This window comes from Nonomuraea salmonea (assembly GCF_042428605.1).
Lineage (GTDB): Bacteria > Actinomycetota > Actinomycetes > Streptosporangiales > Streptosporangiaceae > Nonomuraea > Nonomuraea salmonea.
In genome coordinates this window covers 535762-551169 of the sequence record NZ_JBHMCF010000003.1, presented here as the reverse complement: position 1 = coordinate 551169, position 15408 = coordinate 535762, and the positions used below count along the sequence as shown (strand labels likewise).

Genomic DNA, 15408 nt, shown 5'->3' with positions numbered 1-15408 from the left:
CTCAACCCAATATCTCCTTCCGTGCGGGCGCCGTTGCCGGAGGTCCGGTCGCGGGCGCAGGGGCGGGTCGTCAGGTGAGCTTGGCGCGGAGGGCGGAGCGGTCCAGGGCCAGGTGGTCGATGAGGTGCGCCACCGGGTCGGGGTGGCGCCGGCCGAGCAGGGTGAGCGCCAGATGGCGGGGCATCTCCGCGTTCCTGGCCTTCGCGGTCGTGGCCTTGACGGCCTGGTTGAGCGCGGCGCGGGCGCTCGACGTGAGCGCCGTGGCGGGGACGGCCGGGTGCTTGCGCGGCGTCGCCGGCAGATCGCCGACCTCCAGGCCGAGCATCCGCAGCGCCGCCCGGTCGAGCTCGTCCAGCGCGGCGCGGGCGGCGGCGAGGTCGACGCCGAGCGCCCGCGCGGACTGCTCGTGGTGGAGCAGGCCGAGCAGCAGGTGCTCGGTGCCGAGCCGCCGGTCGCCGCGCAGCCGCGCCTCCTCGAACGCGGCCTTGACGATGACCGTCACCGCGCCTTTCTGCTTGCCGAACATCGTCAGCTCCTCACTTGCCGTATTTGGCGTGTACGGACTGCCGCGACATGCCGAGCGCGTCGCCGATCTGCTCCCAGGTCCAGCCCTGCTCCCTGGCCAAGGCCACGGACACCGCCTCGACCTGCTCGGCCAGCCGGTGCAGCGCCCCGACCGCGCGCAGCCCCATGGCCGGGTCATCGGCCCTGATCCGCTCGGACAGCTCTGTTACGTCCACGCTGTCAGGCTAGATTGACAGCCGGAGATATGTCAACCTAGCCTGACAAGCATGGAAGATGTGCTGATCGTAGGAGCGGGCCCTGTTGGGCTGATGCTCGCGTGCGAGCTGCGGCTGGCCGGCGCCCGCCCGATCGTGCTGGAGAAACGCGCCGAGCCCGGCGAGCTGCCCAAGGCCAACGGCCTCGGCGGGCAGATCGTCGAGTTGCTCGACCACCGAGGGCTGCTGGAGCGCTTCAGCGCGGGCAGCCCGTTCGCCGGGCGCGCGCCGGGATTCCCGTTCGGCGAGGTGCCGCTGCGCTTCGCCGGCATCGACGACATCCCGCTGCGGCTGCTGCTCATCCAGCAGCCGCACCTCGAACGGCTGCTCGCTGAGCGGGCGCGCGAGCTCGGCGCCGAGATCAGGCGCGGCTGCGAGGTGCGCGCGCTCACGCAGGACGCCGACGGGGTGACGCTCGACACCTCGCAAGGGCCGGTCACGGCGAGGTACGCGGTCGGCTGCGACGGCGCGGGCAGCCTCGTCCGCGACCAGGCCGGCATCGCCTTCCCCGGCACCACCGATGGCGAGAGCCTGCTGATCGGCCACTTCACGGCGGGCCCCGAGGTGTTCGCCGCGCTGGAGGCCGCGGGCCTGCAACAGGGCTGGAACCGCCGCCCGCACGGCCGCGTGCTGTTCACCTCGCTGCGCGAGGGCGTGCTCATCGCGGGAGTGCGGGAGGGCCGCGCATCCGGGTACGGCCCCGTGAGCCTCGCCGACTTCCAGGCCGCCGTACGCCGGGTGCTCGGCCGCGACCTGCCGCTGGGCGAGCCGATCTGGCTGTCGCGCACGGCCGCGCAGGCCAGGCTGGCCGAGCACTACCGGGCGGGCCGGGTGTTCCTGGCGGGCGACGCGGCCCACCTGTTCCCCGCCGGCGGCTCGGCGCTCAACGCCGGCCTGACCGACGCGGCGAACCTCGCCTGGAAGCTGGCGGGCCGGCTGCGCGGGCGGGTGATGGAGGAGGTGCTGGACACGTACGAGAGCGAGCGCACGGCGGTAGGGGCGCGCACGCTGCTGCAGACCAGGGCGCAGGCCGCCGTCGACAGGGCGGAGGGCGAGGCGGGCGAGGCGCTGCGGGCGCTGCTCGCCGAGGTCTTCGCCTTCGAGGCGCCGGCCCGCCACCTGGCCACCCTGCTCCACGACGCCGGCGTCCGCTACCCGGGCCCGCCGGAGGCACATCCGCTGGTGGGGCGGTTCGTGCCGGACCTGGCGCTGCACGGCGGCACGCGGGTGGCCGAGCTGATGCGCGAGGCTCGGCCGGTGCTGCTCGACCTGGGCGGCGGCGCTGCGGTGGACGACGACTGGGTGCGCGTCGTCAAGGCGACCTGCGACGACCCGCCCGCCGACACGCTGCTCATCCGCCCCGACGGCTACGTGGCCTGGGCGGGCGCCGCCGGGGCCGAGGAGGCGGCCGAGCGCTGGTTCGGGGCCGGCGCCGTCAGAGCCAGCCGGGTTTGACCAGGCCGGACTCGTAGGCGATCACGACGAGCTGGGCCCGGTCGCGGGCGTGGAGCTTCATCATGGCCCGGCTCACGTGCGTCTTGGCCGTCGCGGGCGACATGAACAGCTTGGCCGCGATCTCGTCGTTCGTCATGCCGGTGCCGACGAGGGCGAGCACCTCGCGTTCGCGCTCGGTGAGCTGGTCGAGGCCGTCGGCGACGACCGGCTCCTTGGCGCGGGAGGCGTACTCGGCGATGAGCCGGCGGGTCACGCTGGGCGACAGCAGCGCCTCGCCGGCCGCCACCACCCGCACGGCCTGGATCAGCTCGGCGGGCTCGGTGTCCTTGACCAGGAAGCCGCTCGCGCCGCCGCGCAGCGCCTCGAAGACGTACTCGTCCAGCTCGAACGTGGTCAGGATGATGATGCGCGGCCCCTGCGGCATGCGGCGGGTGGCGGTCAGGCCGTCGGTGCCCGGCATGCGGATGTCCATGAGCACCACGTCGGGGCGGTGCTCGGCGGCCAGGCTGACGGCCTCCGCGCCGTCGGACGCCTCGGCCACCACGGTCATGTCGGGCTGGGCGTCGAGCAGCGCCTTGAAACCCGCGCGGACCAGCGCCTGGTCGTCCGCCAGCAGCACCTTGATCATGAACTCTCCTCGGGTAGGGGCAGCCGGGCCTCGACCTGGAACCCGGCTCCGCTGGGACCGGCGACGAGGGTGCCGCCGAGCGCGGAGGCCCGCTCGCGCATGCCGGGGATGCCGTTGCCGCTGCCCTCGTCGGACAGCGGGGCGGGGCTGGTGGCGCCGGTGTCGGTGACCCGGATGACCAGCTCGTCCTGACCGTATTCGAGCCGCACCCGCACGTCCGCGCCCGGCGCGTGCCGGCCCGCGTTGGTGAGCGACTCCTGCACGATCCGGTACGCCGCCCGCTCCACCTGCGGAGGCAGCGGCCTGGCGCCGTCACGTTCGAGCGTCACCCGCTGCCCCGAGCGCTCGACCAGCTCGTCGAGCCGGTCGAGCCCGGCGGTGGGCGAGCGGGGCGCGCCCTCACGCAGCACGTTCAGCACTGAGCGCATCTCGCCGAGCACCTCCTTGGAGGCCGTCTTGATGGTGGCCAGCGCGGTCCTCGCCTGCTCGGGGTTGGCGTCGATGAGGTGCAGCGCGGTGCTGGCCTGGACGTGGATGAGCGAGATGTTGTGCGCGAGCACGTCGTGCAGCTCCTGCGCCATGGTCAGGCGCTCCTCGCTGGCCTGCCGCCTGGCCTCCTCCTCGGCGGTGCGCTCGCGTTCGAGCCGCCGCTCGTTCACGATCCTGACCAGCTCGGCCACGACCATCAGCAGCATGACCGCGGTGATGATGGCGCCGCTGTGGAAGAAGTCCCTGGTGCCGGTCGTCCAGGCGTAGCCGATGAAGGACAGCAGCGTCAGCCCTGCCATGCTCCAGGCCATCGTCCGCCGGCCCCGTACGACGAGGAGGAACAGCAGGACGGACGGGCTGATGAAGGTCGGCCCGTAGGCGTAACCGGCGACGAGGAACGCGTCGCACGCCGCCAGCGCGCCGATCGTGGTGAGCAGCGGGAACCGGCGGTGCAGCAGCACCATGACGGGACCGACCGCGAGCAGCGCGAACGCGCGGCCGTCGAGCGGCTCGCGCCAGCCGGCCTGCCCCCAGGACGCGCCCCTGGCGATCACCATCTGGGCCACGGCCACGATCAGGGCGAGATAGGGGTCGAAGCCGGACTTCCTACGCACGGGACCACGCTAAGTCAAGCTTCTGACCAGCGCATCACCCTGATGTGTGACCAGGCCCTACCACAACGGGCGTAGCTGGGTCATCGTGGGAACCATGCGCCGTGCGATCTTCTCCGCAGCAGCAGTCCTCCTCTCCCTCGCGTCCGCGCCCGCCGCGGCGGCTCAACAGCAGCCCCACCAGCCCCAGAAGGCGCCCGTCGCCGAGGGGTACGGCGGCGCCGTCGCGACCGTCGACCTCGACGCCACCAAGGCCGCCATCTCCGTGCTCAGGAAGGGCGGCAACGCGGTGGACGCCGCGGTCGCCGCGGGCGCCGTGCTGGGCGTCACGGAGCCGTACTCGGCGGGCCTGGCCGGCGGCGGCTTCATGGTCTACTACGACGCCGAAAAACGTAAGGTCTTCACCATCGACGGCCGGGAGACCGCGCCGCGCGCCATGACCAGCAGGTCGCTGGAGGGCATCCCGTTCGACGAGGCCGTCACGAGCGGCCTGTCGGCGGGCGTGCCCGGCACGGTGGCCAACTGGGACGTCGCACTCAAGAAGTTCGGGACGCTCTCGCTCAAGCAGGCGCTGCAGCCGGCCATCGAGGTGGCGTCCAAGGGCTTCGTGGTCGACCAGACCTTCCACGACCAGACGGCGGCCAACGCCGACCGCTTCAAGGACTTCACCTCCACCGCCCGCCTCTACCTGCCGAACGGCGCCCCGCCGCCGGTCGGCTCGGTGTTCAGGAATCCCGAGCTGGCCGCCACCTACCGGGAGCTGGGCAAGCGGGGCCCCGGCTGGCTGTACGGCGGCAGGCTGGGCCAGGAGATCGTGGCCACGGTCAAGAAGCCGCCCGTCACGCCGGGCACCACCCGTAACGTCAGGCCCGGCCTGATGGAGCTGTCGGACCTGCGCGCCTACCGGGCTCCGCTGCGCGAGCCGACGAAGGTCTCGTACAAGGGCCTGGACGTGTACGGCATGGCGCCCCCGTCCTCGGGCGGCTCCACGGTCGGCGAGGCGCTCAACATCCTGGAGGCGCTGCCGCAGGTCGGCCTGCACGAATACCTGGAGGCGTCGCGGCTGGCCTTCGCCGACCGCGGCGCGTACGTCGGCGACATCCCCCGCGTCCCGCTCAAGGAGCTGCTGTCGGACGGCTTCGCCAAGGAGCGTGCCTGCCTGATCGGCCAGACCGCGATGGCCCACCCGGCCGCGCCGGGCAACCCCGACGGCCGCTACGGCGCCTGCGAGCAGCCGACCGGCGCCGCGACCCCGATCGCCAAGGAGGGCCCCGAGACCACCCACCTCGTGGTGGCCGACCGCTGGGGCAACGTGCTCGCCTACAACCTGACCATCGAGTCCACCGGCGGCAACGGCATCGTGGTGCCCGGCCGCGGCGTGCTGCTCAACAACGAGCTGACCGACTTCACCTTCGGCCCCGCACCCGGCGACCCCAACCTGCCCGGCCCCGGCAAGCGGCCGCGCTCGTCGATGGCGCCGACGCTGGTGTTCGACGACGGCAGGCCGGTGCTGGCGGTCGGCTCGCCCGGCGGCTCCACGATCATCACGACCGTGCTGCAGATCCTGCTCAACCGCTACGACTTCGGCATGAACCTGCCCGAGGCGCTGGCCGCGCCGCGCGCCACGCAGCGCAACACCGCGCAGACGCAGGCCGAGCCCGCGTTCCTGGCCGCGCACCAGGCCGAGCTGGAGGCTCAGGGGCACACGTTCGCGCCGAACCCGGAGATCGGAGCCGCCACGGCGCTCGAGTTCCTCGGCAGGGGCCGTGTCCAGGCGGTGGCCGAGCCGACCAGGCGCGGCGGCGGCAGCGCGATGGTGGTCTCCACGCGCCGCTGAGTCACGGGATGAGCTGGAAAGCGCCGGGTTTCATCCGCTTCGTACGCGCCCAGTACTCGAAGCTGAAACCCGGCCAGATCGTCCGGTTCACCCCGTGCACGTCCAGGTACCAGGAGTGGCAGCCGCCGGCGTTCCAGACCAGGGGGTCGAGCCGGCGGCGCAGCCGCTCGTTGAAGGCGCGCTGCGCCTCGGGCCGCACCTCGATGGCCCTGGCGCCGGTGCGGGAGAGCAGGCGCAGGCACTGCAGCACGTAGCGGACCTGCGCCTCGATCATGAAGACCACCGAGTTGTGTCCGAGCCCGGTGTTGGGGCCGAGCAGGAAGAACAGGTTGGGGAACCCGGCGGTGGCGACGCCCAGGTACGCCTCGACGCCGTCCTTCCACGCGTCCTGGATGCTCACCCCGTCGCGGCCGGTGATGTGCTGCTCGGTCAGCGCGTCCACGACCTTGAAGCCGGTGCCGTAGACGATCGCGTCGGCCGGGTGCTCGGCCCCGGCCGCGTCCACCAGCGAACCCGGCCTGATCTCGGTGATGGCGTCGGTGACCAGGGAGACGTCCGGCCTGGTCAGGGCCGGGTAGTAGTCGTCGGCGAGCAGGATGCGCTTGCAGCCGATGACGTAGTCGGGGGTCAGGGCGCGGCGCAGCCCGGGGTCGGGGACCTGCTCGCGCAGGTGGCGCAGCGCGAGCCGTTCCTGCGCCTTCATCAGGCGCGGATGCACGGCGAAGCCGAGCGCCCTGGTCTCCAGGGCCCAGTAGATGGCGTACCGCAGGGCCCTGGCGGCTCCTGGCAGGCGCAGCAGGCGGCGCGCCGTGGGCGGGAAGGCGAAGTCCGGCTTGGGGTGCACCCAGGGGGCCGTGCGCTGGAAGACGGTGAGGTGGCGGGCGGCGCCGGCGAGTTTGGGGATGAACTGGACGGCTGAGGCGCCGGTGCCGATGACGGCGACGCGCTTGCCGGTCAGGTCGATCGAGTGGTCCCACTGGGCGGAGTGGAAGGCGGGGCCGGTGAAGGACGCGCGCCCGGGGATGTCCGGAAATTTCGGGATGTGGAGGGCGCCGATGGCGGAGACGACCGCGTGCGGGCGCAGCGTCTCGCCGTCCTCCGTGGTGACCGTCCAGGTGCGGGTGGCGTCGTCGTACGCCAGGGTGGTGACGCGCCGGCCGTAGCGGATGTGCGGGGTGACGCCGTACGCGGCGGCGCAGGCGCGCAGGTAGCGGCGGATCTCCTCCTGCGGCGAGAACATCCGCGACCAGCCCGGATTGAGGGCGAAGGAGTAGGAGTACATGTGCGAAGGGACGTCGCACGCGCAGCCGGGGTAGGTGTTGTCGCGCCAGGTGCCGCCCGGTTCGCCGGCCTTCTCCAGGATGACGAAGTCGTGGTAGCCGGCCTCTTTGAGCTTGATGGCCATGCAGATCCCGGCGAAGCCGGAACCCACGATGACGATGCCTGGTCCGCTCACTGGCCCTCCCGGCGGGTCCGCCTATTGGACTGTGCATCCAACATAGAGAGGATGTCCTGGCCGGGTCCAGACTATGGGCCGAACGTCCGGGAACGACGAATCCCCGCCACGGCCTCCGCGGCGGGTGATGCGGCCGGCTGACTACTGGAGCAGCAGGAAGGCGACGACGCCGACGACGACGATGGCGGCGACGACCGCGATGATGGGGACGAGCGGCGACTTCTTCGGCTTGGCTGCGGCCTCCTGCTCGCGCGCGTTCGCGAACGCGCGGAAGGCCTGGGTGTTGCCCGCCGGATCGATGTGCTGGTCAGACATGGGCAGCAGCCTAGCGTGATCCCCTGCGTCGTTTGCGGCTTTTGGTGGGATCCATTGGGCCAGGCTGATTAGGGGACCGCCCCACCCGGCAGATAGCTTTGAAGCATGCTGCGGACCCTGCTGTCGCCCCGTCTCCTGGGGTTGCACCTGCTCACCATCGGGGTCCTCGTCGCGTTCATCCTGCTCGGGCGCTGGCAGCTCGGCGTGTTCCAGGACTCCGGCGAACCGCAGTCCGCCATCGATCCCGCGCCCGTCGCGGTCGCCACGCTCGCCCAGGTGGGCGCCCAGATGAGCGGCGAGTCGGTGGGCCGCAAGGTCACCGCCGAGGGCGTCTACGAGGCCGGCAGGCAGCTCCTGGTCGCCGACCGGCGGGCCGACGTCGACGCGCCGGGCGGCAACGTCTCGCGCGGCCACGGCTACTGGGTGCTGACGCCGCTCAGGCTCGACGACGGCACGCTCATGCCCGTCGTACGCGGCTGGGTGGCGAAGGACAGCGACCCCGCGATCGCGTCCGTGCCGGAGGGCCGGGTCACGGTGTCCGGCCGGCTGCGCCCCCAGCAGGGCACCGACAGCGTGCAGCGGCGGGCCGAAGGGCTGCCGCAGGGCCAGGTGCAGACGGTCTCCACGGGCGAGCTGGTCAACCTGTGGTCAGGCCAGCAGGTCCGCACCGGCTACGTCGTGGCCCAGCCGCCCTCGGGCCCGCTCACCCAGGTCAAGGTCGATCCGCCGGTGGTCGGAGGAGAGCTGACCTGGCGTAATCTGGCTTATGCCGCCAACTGGTGGATCTTCGCTGGATTCGCCGTCTTCATGTGGTTCCACTTCGTGCGCGACGCGGTGCGGCGCGACAGGGACCGCGGCACGTCGTCCCCTGAGATGGTTCTGGAAGGTTAACGGTGGAATCGGCTCTCAAACCCTTCCGGGTGCTCGCCTACATCGTCGGCGTCATGCTGCTCGTGCTCTGCGTCGGCATGGTCCTGCGCTACGGCTTCGGCCAGGAGGCGATGTCGAAGATCGTCGCGCCCATTCACGGCGGGCTCTACATGATCTACCTCATCGCCGCGATGAACCTGGGCATGAAGGCCCGCTGGTCGTGGCCGTACCTGCTGGGCGTCATGCTCGGCGGCACGGTGCCGTTCCTGTCCTTCTACGTGGAGCGAAGGGTGACCCAGCGCGTGCTGAACGCGCCGGCCGCGGCGGAGGCATGACGGCCTCCGCCGCCCGGCGGTGACTCAGCGGGTGACTCTCAGCGGCCGATGCCGCGCCTGCGTGACCTCTTCAGGCGCTCGCGCTGCGACGGGTCGAGCATCAGGTAGCCCACCACCGGCAGGCCGATCACGCCGAGGATGACCAGCCACATCAGCCATCCGTCAAGGAAGAACAGCGAGAGCAGGATCGCGGCGCCCGCGCCGATCGCGTATTTCTTGAATGGCGACATCCCTCACAACCCTCCAACGCGGAGCGCACGCCCCGCCTCATCCACATTCTGCGTCGCCTGTCCAACGTGTGAACCCGCCGACATGGTTCCGTTCGCGATGTATCGCAATCGTTGCGCAACGCGCCTCACGGGCGCGCGCCGGTGATCTCGCGCAGGTCGCGGCGCAGTTCGTCCACAGTGGGACGTTCCAACGGGTTGCCGGCGAGCAGCCGGAACAGCACGGGAGCCAGCGGTCCCGCCCGGGTCAGCGCCGCGCCGGGCGCGGGCGGCGCGCCCTCGACGGCCATGAAGAGCGTCGCGCCGAGCGACCACAGATCCGCCGCCTGAGTCGCCGCGCCCTCGGGAGCCGAGTACGCCGGGAGCGTTCCCGCCCGCAGCAACGGCATCAGCCTGGCCCGGCCGAACGCGTCGATCAGCACGTTGCCCGGCTGCACCCCGCCGTGGAACTCGCCCCACGCCGCCAGCCGGTCGAGCACGTCGAGCCCGATCGCCGCCACCTGGACAGGCGGCAGCGGGCCCGAGGCGGCGACCACGACGTCCAGCGGGCGATCCACCGCCAGCCGGTCGAGCGTCTCGCGCACCACCTCCATGGACGGCGGCCCCGACGGGTGCAGCATGGCCCGCAGCAGCGACCTGAACGGGTCGGCGCCCTCCGCCGGCACCTGGCCGGGCGGGCGGCCCTCCACCGCGAAGTGCAGCGTGGCCGCCAGCGACCACAGGTCCGCCGACGGCAGCATGCTCAGGCTGGGATAGCCGAACCCGCTCAGCACCGCCCGCCCCGTCGTGGTGAGCAGCACGTTGCCGGGATCGACCCGGCCGTGCACGATGCCGGCCGCGTGGGCGGCGGTCAGCGCCGACAGCAGGCACACGCCCACCCTGGCCGCCTGGGCGACGGGGAGCGGGCGGCGGGAGCGTACGACCTGCTCCAGCGACGTGCCGGAGACGAACTCCATGACCAGCCACGGCACGCCGTCCTCGATCAGCACGTCGAGCACCCGCACCACGAAGGGGTGCCGCAGCCCGCTCGCCCTGCGCGCCTCGAACAGGGCGGCCTCACGCAGCTCCGGCGGCACCCGCACCTGCCTGACCGCGACGTCGCGGTGCTCCGCCTCGTCGAAGGCCAGGCGCAGGGAGCCCGTGCCAAGCGGATTGAGCAGGCGGTAGCGACCGTTCAGCTTCCTGGTCTCACGCATGTCTAGCTGCACGATAGCGCCAGGAGCTGGGCTCGGCCATCACGAGGCGCCGGCCGACAGCCAGGCCTCCTGCGCGGCGTGCACCTTGCTCCACAGAGCGTCCTTCTCCTGCGCGCTCACGTCGTCGAGCGGCAGGCCGAAGATGTCGGACAGCGCCGCGTAGTAGTCGCGCGCCGAGTCGAGCGTCACCGACAGCGACGTGTTGCCGTAGCGGGTCAGGGTCAGGCCGCGCAGACAGTCCACTCCGTACGCGTCGCGCCGCTGCACCACCGCGACCCGCACGAACCCGGACGTCGGTGACGTCGTCAAATGCGTGTGCATCGCAGCGAACGCCGACATCTCCGCCGGTTCCGGCGCCAAGTCCATGCCCTGGAACGAGCCACTCGGGTCGTGGTCCAGCCGCCACCCGCCGGGCGCCACCTCAGAACGCCGCAGCCCGTACGTGAAAGGCCCCTGCTTGTACGAGCCCTCGATGAGCGGCAGCGGCTCGTGCAGAGCGTCACCCAACCCCACGTCCACCAGCCACTCGCCGCCCGGATTGTCCACAGAGGGCAGGCCGCTCACGGTCAGCACCAGATGGTTGGCGGTGATCCCCGGCTCGGAGTTCCGCATCTGCACCCCGCCGACGTGCCGCGTCACCCGGTAACCCAGTGCCGCGAGCAGCGCCGAGAACGCGCCGTTCAAGTGGTAGCAGTAGCCGCCGCGCCCCCTGATGATGCGCGCGGCCGAATCAAGGGGATCGACCGTCGTGGACCGGCCCAGCCAGATCTCCAAAGCCTCGTAAGGCACCCGCTCGACGTGCGCGGCGTGCAACGCCCGCAGCGCCTCCGGGGTGGGGGGAGCGCCGAGCAACGAGGGCAGGCCGAGACGGGCGAGGTAAGCAGTGGTTTCCATCCGGCAATTCTGCACGGATTGTGCACGACTTCGGCAGTGTCGTCTGCACAGCCCGCTTCTAGGCTTTCGTACGTGGCAGAGCAGCGACGCATCCTCGTGGTCGAGGACGACGTGACGATCGCGCTGGCCGTACGGAACAGGCTGGCCGCCGAAGGGTTCGACGTCAGGGTGGCGGGCGACGGGCAGGACGCCCTCATCCAGTACGGCAGGGCGGAACCCGACCTGGTCATCCTCGACCGGCTGTTGCCCGGCCTCGACGGGCTGGAGGTGTGCCGCCGCATGCAGGCCGCGCGGCCCGTGCCCGTGCTGATGCTCACCGCGCTCGGCGAGGAGACCGACGTGCTCGTCGGGCTCGGCGTCGGCGCCGACGACTACCTGGCCAAGCCGTTCAGCATGCGCGAGCTCGTCGCCCGCATCCACGCCCTGCTGCGCCGCGTCGAACGCGCCGCCCAGCTCGCCGCCGAGGACACCGTGATCAGGGTCGGCGAGGTCGAGATCGACACCGCCGCCCGCCGCGTCTTCGTGCGCGGCGCCGAGGCCCAGCTCACCAGGACCGAGTTCGACCTGCTGCGCCGCCTCGCCGAGCGGCCGGGGCACGTCTTCGAGCGCGACCGGCTGCTGTCGGACGTCTGGGGCTTTTCCGAGGCCGCCGCCACCAGGACCGTGGACAGCCACGTCCGCGCGCTGCGCCGCAAACTCGGCTCCGACGTCGTGCGCACCGTGCACGGCGTCGGCTACGCCCTGGTCGGCCGATGAACCCCCTCGACTTCCTCGGCCGCATCAAGGTCAAGCTCGGCATCGTGATCGTGCTGGCCGTCGGCACCGCGTTCGTCGTGAACGAGGTCGGCATCAACTCCGGGCTCTCCCGCGAGCTGCGCATCGCCGTCGCCGTCGTCCTCGCCCTCATCATGGTGCAGGTCCTCGCCATGGGCATGACCAAACCGCTGCGCCAGATGGCCCGCGCCGCCCAGACCATCGCCAAGGGCGGCTACAGCCTGCGCGTCAGCGCCACCTCACGGGACGAGGTCGGCGAGCTGGCCCGCGCGTTCAACGCGATGGCCGCCGACCTCGGCGAGGTCGACCGGCAGCGGCGCGAGCTGGTCGCCAACGTCAGCCACGAGCTGCGCACGCCCATCACCGGGCTGCGGGCCGTGCTCGAGAACGTCGTGGACGGCGTCTCCGCCGCCGACCCCGTCACCATGCGCACCGCGCTCGCCCAGACCGAGCGGCTCGGCCGCCTCGTCGCCCAGCTCCTCGACCTGTCGCGGCTCGACTCCGGCGTGCGCCTCATCGAGGCCGAGGCCGTCGCGCTCGCGCCGCTCGTCGAGCAGGCCGTACGCGAGGCGGCGCTGCCCCGCGAGGACGTCTCCATCCGGCCGTCCGTCCCTGACGACCTCGTCCTGCGGGCCGACCCCGACCTGCTGGCGCAGGTGCTGGCCAACCTCCTCGACAACGCCGTACGGCACAGCCCGCCCGGCGGCACGGTCACCGTACGCGGGGCCGCCGTCGGGCCCGGCGTCCGGCTCACCGTCGAGGACCAGGGGCCCGGCATCCCCGCCTCCGCCCGTGCACGCGTCTTCGAACGCTTCTCCCGCCTCGACACCGGCCGCGCCGCCGACTCCGGAGGCGCGGGGCTGGGGCTGGCCATCGTCAAGGAGATCGTGGAGCTGCACGGGGGCGCCATCCGCATCGACGACTGCGCGGGCTGCCGCATGGTCGTCGACTTACCAGGGAGAACCACGATGGCCCACACCCCCCTGCCTTCCGACGCCCCCGACCTCCCCCGAGGCGTCGCACCCGCGCCCGGCCCCGCGCTCCCGGCCACCGGGGGCGGAGAAGGCCCGCTGATGAGCGATCCGCAGCCGGCCGACGCAGCGGCCGCGCATGCCGATGGCCTGGCCGCTGGGGACGGCGAGGCGGATGTGCGTGCCGTCGGCACCGGTGCTCAGACCCCCGATGCGGGCGGCACCGGTGCCCAGACCCCCGATGTGGGCGGGGCCGTGAGCGAGTCCGCGCAGGACGTGGTCCCGGCCGGAGCGGGACTGCCGGCGGCAGGAGACCGCGCTGACACCGCTGTTCGCGCTGAGGCGGGCTTGGGCGGGCGGGAAGCGCATGCGGAAGGCGCACGTGCTGATGTCGAGGGGGCGGTGCCTGTGAAGGGGGCCGGTGTCGCGGCGGGCAGCGATGCCGGTGGGCCGTACTCGGGGGCGGGGGCCCTGGCGGCGGGATTCGGGGGTGGGGCCGGGGGGCTGGTGCGGATGATCGCGGGTGGGGTCATCGGGGTGCTGGTCGGGTTCATGGTGGGGATGTTCGCCGCCGTGCTGGCCAGTGTGGCCATTGGTGACATGGCGGCGCTGGTCACGCTCATCGGCTGCACTGCGCTGCTGGGCGCCGTCGGTGCGGCCCTGGGCGCTGGGTCGGGGCGGCGTGCGGCCGTGGCGGAGTATCACCGGCGTCACGTCGCCTACCACCAGAGCACCCCACAGCCCTCGGCCTCCGCGAGCCGGCCGGCCGCGACGGCCGGTGCGACGAGCCGGTCCGATGCGGGGGATGAGCAGGACGCGACCCAGCCCGGCGCGGGAGGCCAGAAGGACGCGGCACAACCCGGCGTGGGGAGTGGGCAGGGTGCGGGGGCGGCTGGCGGCGTGGGGCAGGCGGGCCTCAAGGGGTCCGCCGAGGCGGGACACGCGGCCGCTGCTGGGCAAGTGGGCGGGCGGGAGTTGGGGCAAGGGCAGGTTGTGGCGGGGCAGGTGGGTGCGCGGGAGTTGGGGCAAGGGCAGGTTGTGGCGGGGCAGGTGCTTGTGGGGCAGGGCGGGGGGCCGCCTCATGTGCCGCCGTACGTGCCGCCGCCGCTGTTCCCGCGGCCCGAGCTGCCTGAGCCGCCCGGCTGGATGGTGCCGGCGGCGGCCGGGGCCGGGGTGTTCGCGGCGGTGGCGCTGCCTGAGGCGCAGGTGGGGCTGGGGCTGGTGCTGGTGTCGGTCGTGCTGGGCGGGGCGGCGCTGCCGGCGGTGCTGCGGCGTATGACGCCGTGGACGGTGGCGTTCGGCGTGACGGCGTACTGGCTGATCTCCATGGCGGCGGTGCGCGACGCGGACTGGCTGGTCGCGCTCCTCCTGATCGCGGGCGCGGGGCTGGGCGCGCTGGCCGTGTCGGGCGCGGGAGCGGGCTGGCTGGGCGTGATCAGGGGCGGCTTCTCGGTGCTGCTGGCGCTGGGCCCGGTGCCGTGGTTCCTGGCGGTGCCGATGAAACGGCTCACGGCGCGGCGCAGGGTGCTGCCGATGCTGGCCGCGCTGGGCATCACGGCGGTGCTGCTGCTGGTGTTCGGGCTGCTGTTCGCGTCGGCCGACGCGGTGTTCGCCTCGTACGTGGACCGCCTGACCGCCACCCCGGCCTGGGCGGAGACGATCCCGCTGCGGATCTTCCTGTTCGCGCTGTTCGGCGTGCTGCTGGCCGCGGTCGTGCTGGTGGCGCTGCGGCCGGTGGCGGACCCGGTGGGGCCGGGGACCAAGTTCCGGGTCAGCACGAGCATCTGGCTGGTGCCGCTGACGGCGGTGAACCTGCTGTTCGCGGCGTTCGTGGCGGTGCAGATCAGGGTCCTGTTCGGCGGCGACACGCTGGTGCTGCGGACGGCGGGCCTGACCTACGCCGAGTACGCCAGGCAGGGCTTCTTCCAGCTCGTGGTGGTCAGCGTGTTCGTGCTGGGCATCGTGGCCGTGGCGGCGGGCCTGCTGAAGGTGGACCGGCGCGAGCGCTGGTTGCTGGCGGCGCTGCTCGGCGTGCTGTGCGGGCTGACCATGGTGGTGCTGGCCTCGGCGCTGCACCGGATGAACCTCTACACCGACGCGTACGGCCTGTCCCGGCTGCGGCTGTCGGTGCAGGCGACGGTGTACTGGCTGGGCGCGCTGTTCGCGCTGGTGCTGGTGGCGGGCGCGGCGCGGCTGGCGGGCCGCAGGTCGGGCTGGCTGCCCCGGACGATCGTGCTGGTCACGGGCCTGAGCCTGGGCCTGTTCTCGCTCGCGAACCCCGACCTCCAGGTCGCGCGTACGCAGGTCGACATCCGCGGCGTCACCAACCTCGACTCCGACTACCTGGGCGACCTGGGCGCGGAGGCGGTGCCGGCGCTGGACCGGCTGCCCGAGCCGCAGCGCAGCTGCGTGCTGCACGACGTCGTCCAGGCCAACGGCCTGTATCACCCCGAGCCGTGGAACGGCTGGAACCTGGCCCGCTCCCAGGCGCGGGCGCTGCTGGCCGAGCGCCCTGTGCTGCACCACCCGGACTGCGGAGCGGTGCGGGCCGGCGGCTCTGATTGAATCCTG

Annotated in this window: 15 protein-coding genes; 6 read left to right on the top strand and 9 right to left on the bottom strand. The window is 72.7% G+C overall.

Annotated features, from left to right (window positions below):
* Positions 1-70 precede the first annotated feature (70 nt).
* Together ACFFR3_RS03715 and ACFFR3_RS03710 are read right to left on the bottom strand one after the other, a co-directional pair.
* Positions 71-526 carry a Clp protease N-terminal domain-containing protein gene (locus ACFFR3_RS03715; protein ID WP_345396834.1) on the bottom strand — a complete coding sequence of 152 codons (456 nt, stop codon included), beginning with the start codon at positions 524-526 and terminating at the stop codon, positions 71-73.
* A gap of 10 nt (positions 527-536) precedes the next feature.
* Complete coding sequence (locus ACFFR3_RS03710; RefSeq protein WP_379482591.1) at positions 537-740, bottom strand: hypothetical protein; 204 nt, start codon at positions 738-740, stop codon at positions 537-539.
* Between the two features lie 51 nt (positions 741-791).
* On the opposite strand from ACFFR3_RS03710, the gene ACFFR3_RS03705 reads away from it, so the two are divergent.
* Complete coding sequence (locus ACFFR3_RS03705; RefSeq protein ID WP_345396837.1) at positions 792-2234, top strand: FAD-dependent monooxygenase; 1443 nt, start codon at positions 792-794, stop codon at positions 2232-2234.
* On the opposite strand, the gene ACFFR3_RS03700 is transcribed toward ACFFR3_RS03705, so the two are convergent.
* Positions 2215-2862: a response regulator gene (locus ACFFR3_RS03700; protein WP_345396840.1), complete on the bottom strand. Its 648-nt coding sequence runs from the start codon at positions 2860-2862 to the stop codon at positions 2215-2217. The genes ACFFR3_RS03705 and ACFFR3_RS03700 overlap by 20 nt on opposite strands.
* Positions 2859-3965, bottom strand: a complete 1107-nt coding sequence (locus ACFFR3_RS03695) for a sensor histidine kinase (RefSeq protein ID WP_345396843.1) — start codon at positions 3963-3965, stop codon at positions 2859-2861. Before ACFFR3_RS03695 ends, ACFFR3_RS03700 begins: the two co-directional genes overlap by 4 nt.
* A gap of 94 nt (positions 3966-4059) precedes the next feature.
* Here ACFFR3_RS03695 and ggt point away from each other — a divergent pair, with 94 nt between their 5' ends.
* Positions 4060-5799 (top strand): gamma-glutamyltransferase, encoded by a 1740-nt coding sequence (gene ggt, locus ACFFR3_RS03690; RefSeq protein ID WP_379482590.1) that lies wholly within the window; start codon positions 4060-4062, stop codon positions 5797-5799.
* 1 nt (position 5800) lies between these two features.
* Here the strand turns inward: ggt and ACFFR3_RS03685 are convergent, their stop codons facing one another.
* Complete coding sequence (locus ACFFR3_RS03685; RefSeq protein ID WP_364365492.1) at positions 5801-7255, bottom strand: flavin-containing monooxygenase; 1455 nt, start codon at positions 7253-7255, stop codon at positions 5801-5803.
* 141 nt (positions 7256-7396) lie between these two features.
* A complete protein-coding gene (locus ACFFR3_RS03680; RefSeq protein WP_345396849.1) occupies positions 7397-7570 on the bottom strand; it encodes a hypothetical protein in 174 nt (57 codons plus the stop codon).
* Positions 7571-7675: 105 nt separating this feature from the next.
* Between ACFFR3_RS03680 and ACFFR3_RS03675 the strand changes: the two genes are divergently transcribed.
* Positions 7676-8461, top strand: a complete 786-nt coding sequence (locus ACFFR3_RS03675) for an SURF1 family protein (protein WP_345396852.1) — start codon at positions 7676-7678, stop codon at positions 8459-8461.
* Between the two features lie 2 nt (positions 8462-8463).
* Positions 8464-8775 (top strand): DUF3817 domain-containing protein, encoded by a 312-nt coding sequence (locus ACFFR3_RS03670; RefSeq protein WP_345396855.1) that lies wholly within the window; start codon positions 8464-8466, stop codon positions 8773-8775.
* A 38-nt stretch (positions 8776-8813) separates the two neighbouring features.
* On the opposite strand, the gene ACFFR3_RS03665 is transcribed toward ACFFR3_RS03670, so the two are convergent.
* From ACFFR3_RS03665 to ACFFR3_RS03655, 3 genes are all read right to left on the bottom strand, one after another.
* The gene (locus ACFFR3_RS03665; RefSeq protein ID WP_345396857.1) at positions 8814-9005 is read right to left on the bottom strand and encodes a tail-anchor membrane protein; all 192 of its coding nucleotides are present in this window, start codon (positions 9003-9005) and stop codon (positions 8814-8816) included.
* Positions 9006-9130: 125 nt separating this feature from the next.
* Positions 9131-10198, bottom strand: coding sequence for a protein kinase domain-containing protein (locus ACFFR3_RS03660; protein ID WP_345396860.1), 1068 nt, complete (start codon positions 10196-10198; stop codon positions 9131-9133).
* A gap of 39 nt (positions 10199-10237) precedes the next feature.
* Positions 10238-11092 (bottom strand): arylamine N-acetyltransferase family protein, encoded by an 855-nt coding sequence (locus tag ACFFR3_RS03655; RefSeq protein ID WP_379482589.1) that lies wholly within the window; start codon positions 11090-11092, stop codon positions 10238-10240.
* Positions 11093-11164: 72 nt separating this feature from the next.
* Here ACFFR3_RS03655 and ACFFR3_RS03650 point away from each other — a divergent pair, with 72 nt between their 5' ends.
* Together ACFFR3_RS03650 and ACFFR3_RS03645 are read left to right on the top strand one after the other, a co-directional pair.
* Positions 11165-11848, top strand: a complete 684-nt coding sequence (locus tag ACFFR3_RS03650) for a response regulator transcription factor (RefSeq protein ID WP_364365500.1) — start codon at positions 11165-11167, stop codon at positions 11846-11848.
* On the top strand, positions 11845-15402 hold the full coding sequence (locus tag ACFFR3_RS03645; RefSeq protein WP_379482588.1) for a DUF4153 domain-containing protein: 3558 nt from the start codon (positions 11845-11847) through the stop codon (positions 15400-15402). The genes ACFFR3_RS03650 and ACFFR3_RS03645 overlap by 4 nt, the downstream gene beginning before the upstream one ends.
* Positions 15403-15408: the final 6 nt, after the last annotated feature.

Excerpts from the sequence above, each read along its gene's own strand:
- ACFFR3_RS03680 (WP_345396849.1), bottom strand. The coding sequence starts at position 7,570 with ATGTCTGACCAGCACATCGATCCGGCGGGCAACACCCAGGCCTTCCGC.
- ACFFR3_RS03655 (WP_379482589.1), bottom strand. The coding sequence starts at position 11,092 with ATGGAAACCACTGCTTACCTCGCCCGTCTCGGCCTGCCCTCGTTGCTC.
- ACFFR3_RS03705 (WP_345396837.1), top strand. The coding sequence starts at position 792 with ATGGAAGATGTGCTGATCGTAGGAGCGGGCCCTGTTGGGCTGATGCTC.
- ACFFR3_RS03675 (WP_345396852.1), top strand. The coding sequence starts at position 7,676 with ATGCTGCGGACCCTGCTGTCGCCCCGTCTCCTGGGGTTGCACCTGCTC.
- ACFFR3_RS03665 (WP_345396857.1), bottom strand. The coding sequence starts at position 9,005 with ATGTCGCCATTCAAGAAATACGCGATCGGCGCGGGCGCCGCGATCCTG.
- ACFFR3_RS03645 (WP_379482588.1), top strand. The coding sequence starts at position 11,845 with ATGAACCCCCTCGACTTCCTCGGCCGCATCAAGGTCAAGCTCGGCATC.
- ACFFR3_RS03715 (WP_345396834.1), bottom strand. The coding sequence starts at position 526 with ATGTTCGGCAAGCAGAAAGGCGCGGTGACGGTCATCGTCAAGGCCGCG.
- ggt (WP_379482590.1), top strand. The coding sequence starts at position 4,060 with ATGCGCCGTGCGATCTTCTCCGCAGCAGCAGTCCTCCTCTCCCTCGCG.
- ACFFR3_RS03660 (WP_345396860.1), bottom strand. The coding sequence starts at position 10,198 with ATGCGTGAGACCAGGAAGCTGAACGGTCGCTACCGCCTGCTCAATCCG.
- ACFFR3_RS03700 (WP_345396840.1), bottom strand. The coding sequence starts at position 2,862 with ATGATCAAGGTGCTGCTGGCGGACGACCAGGCGCTGGTCCGCGCGGGT.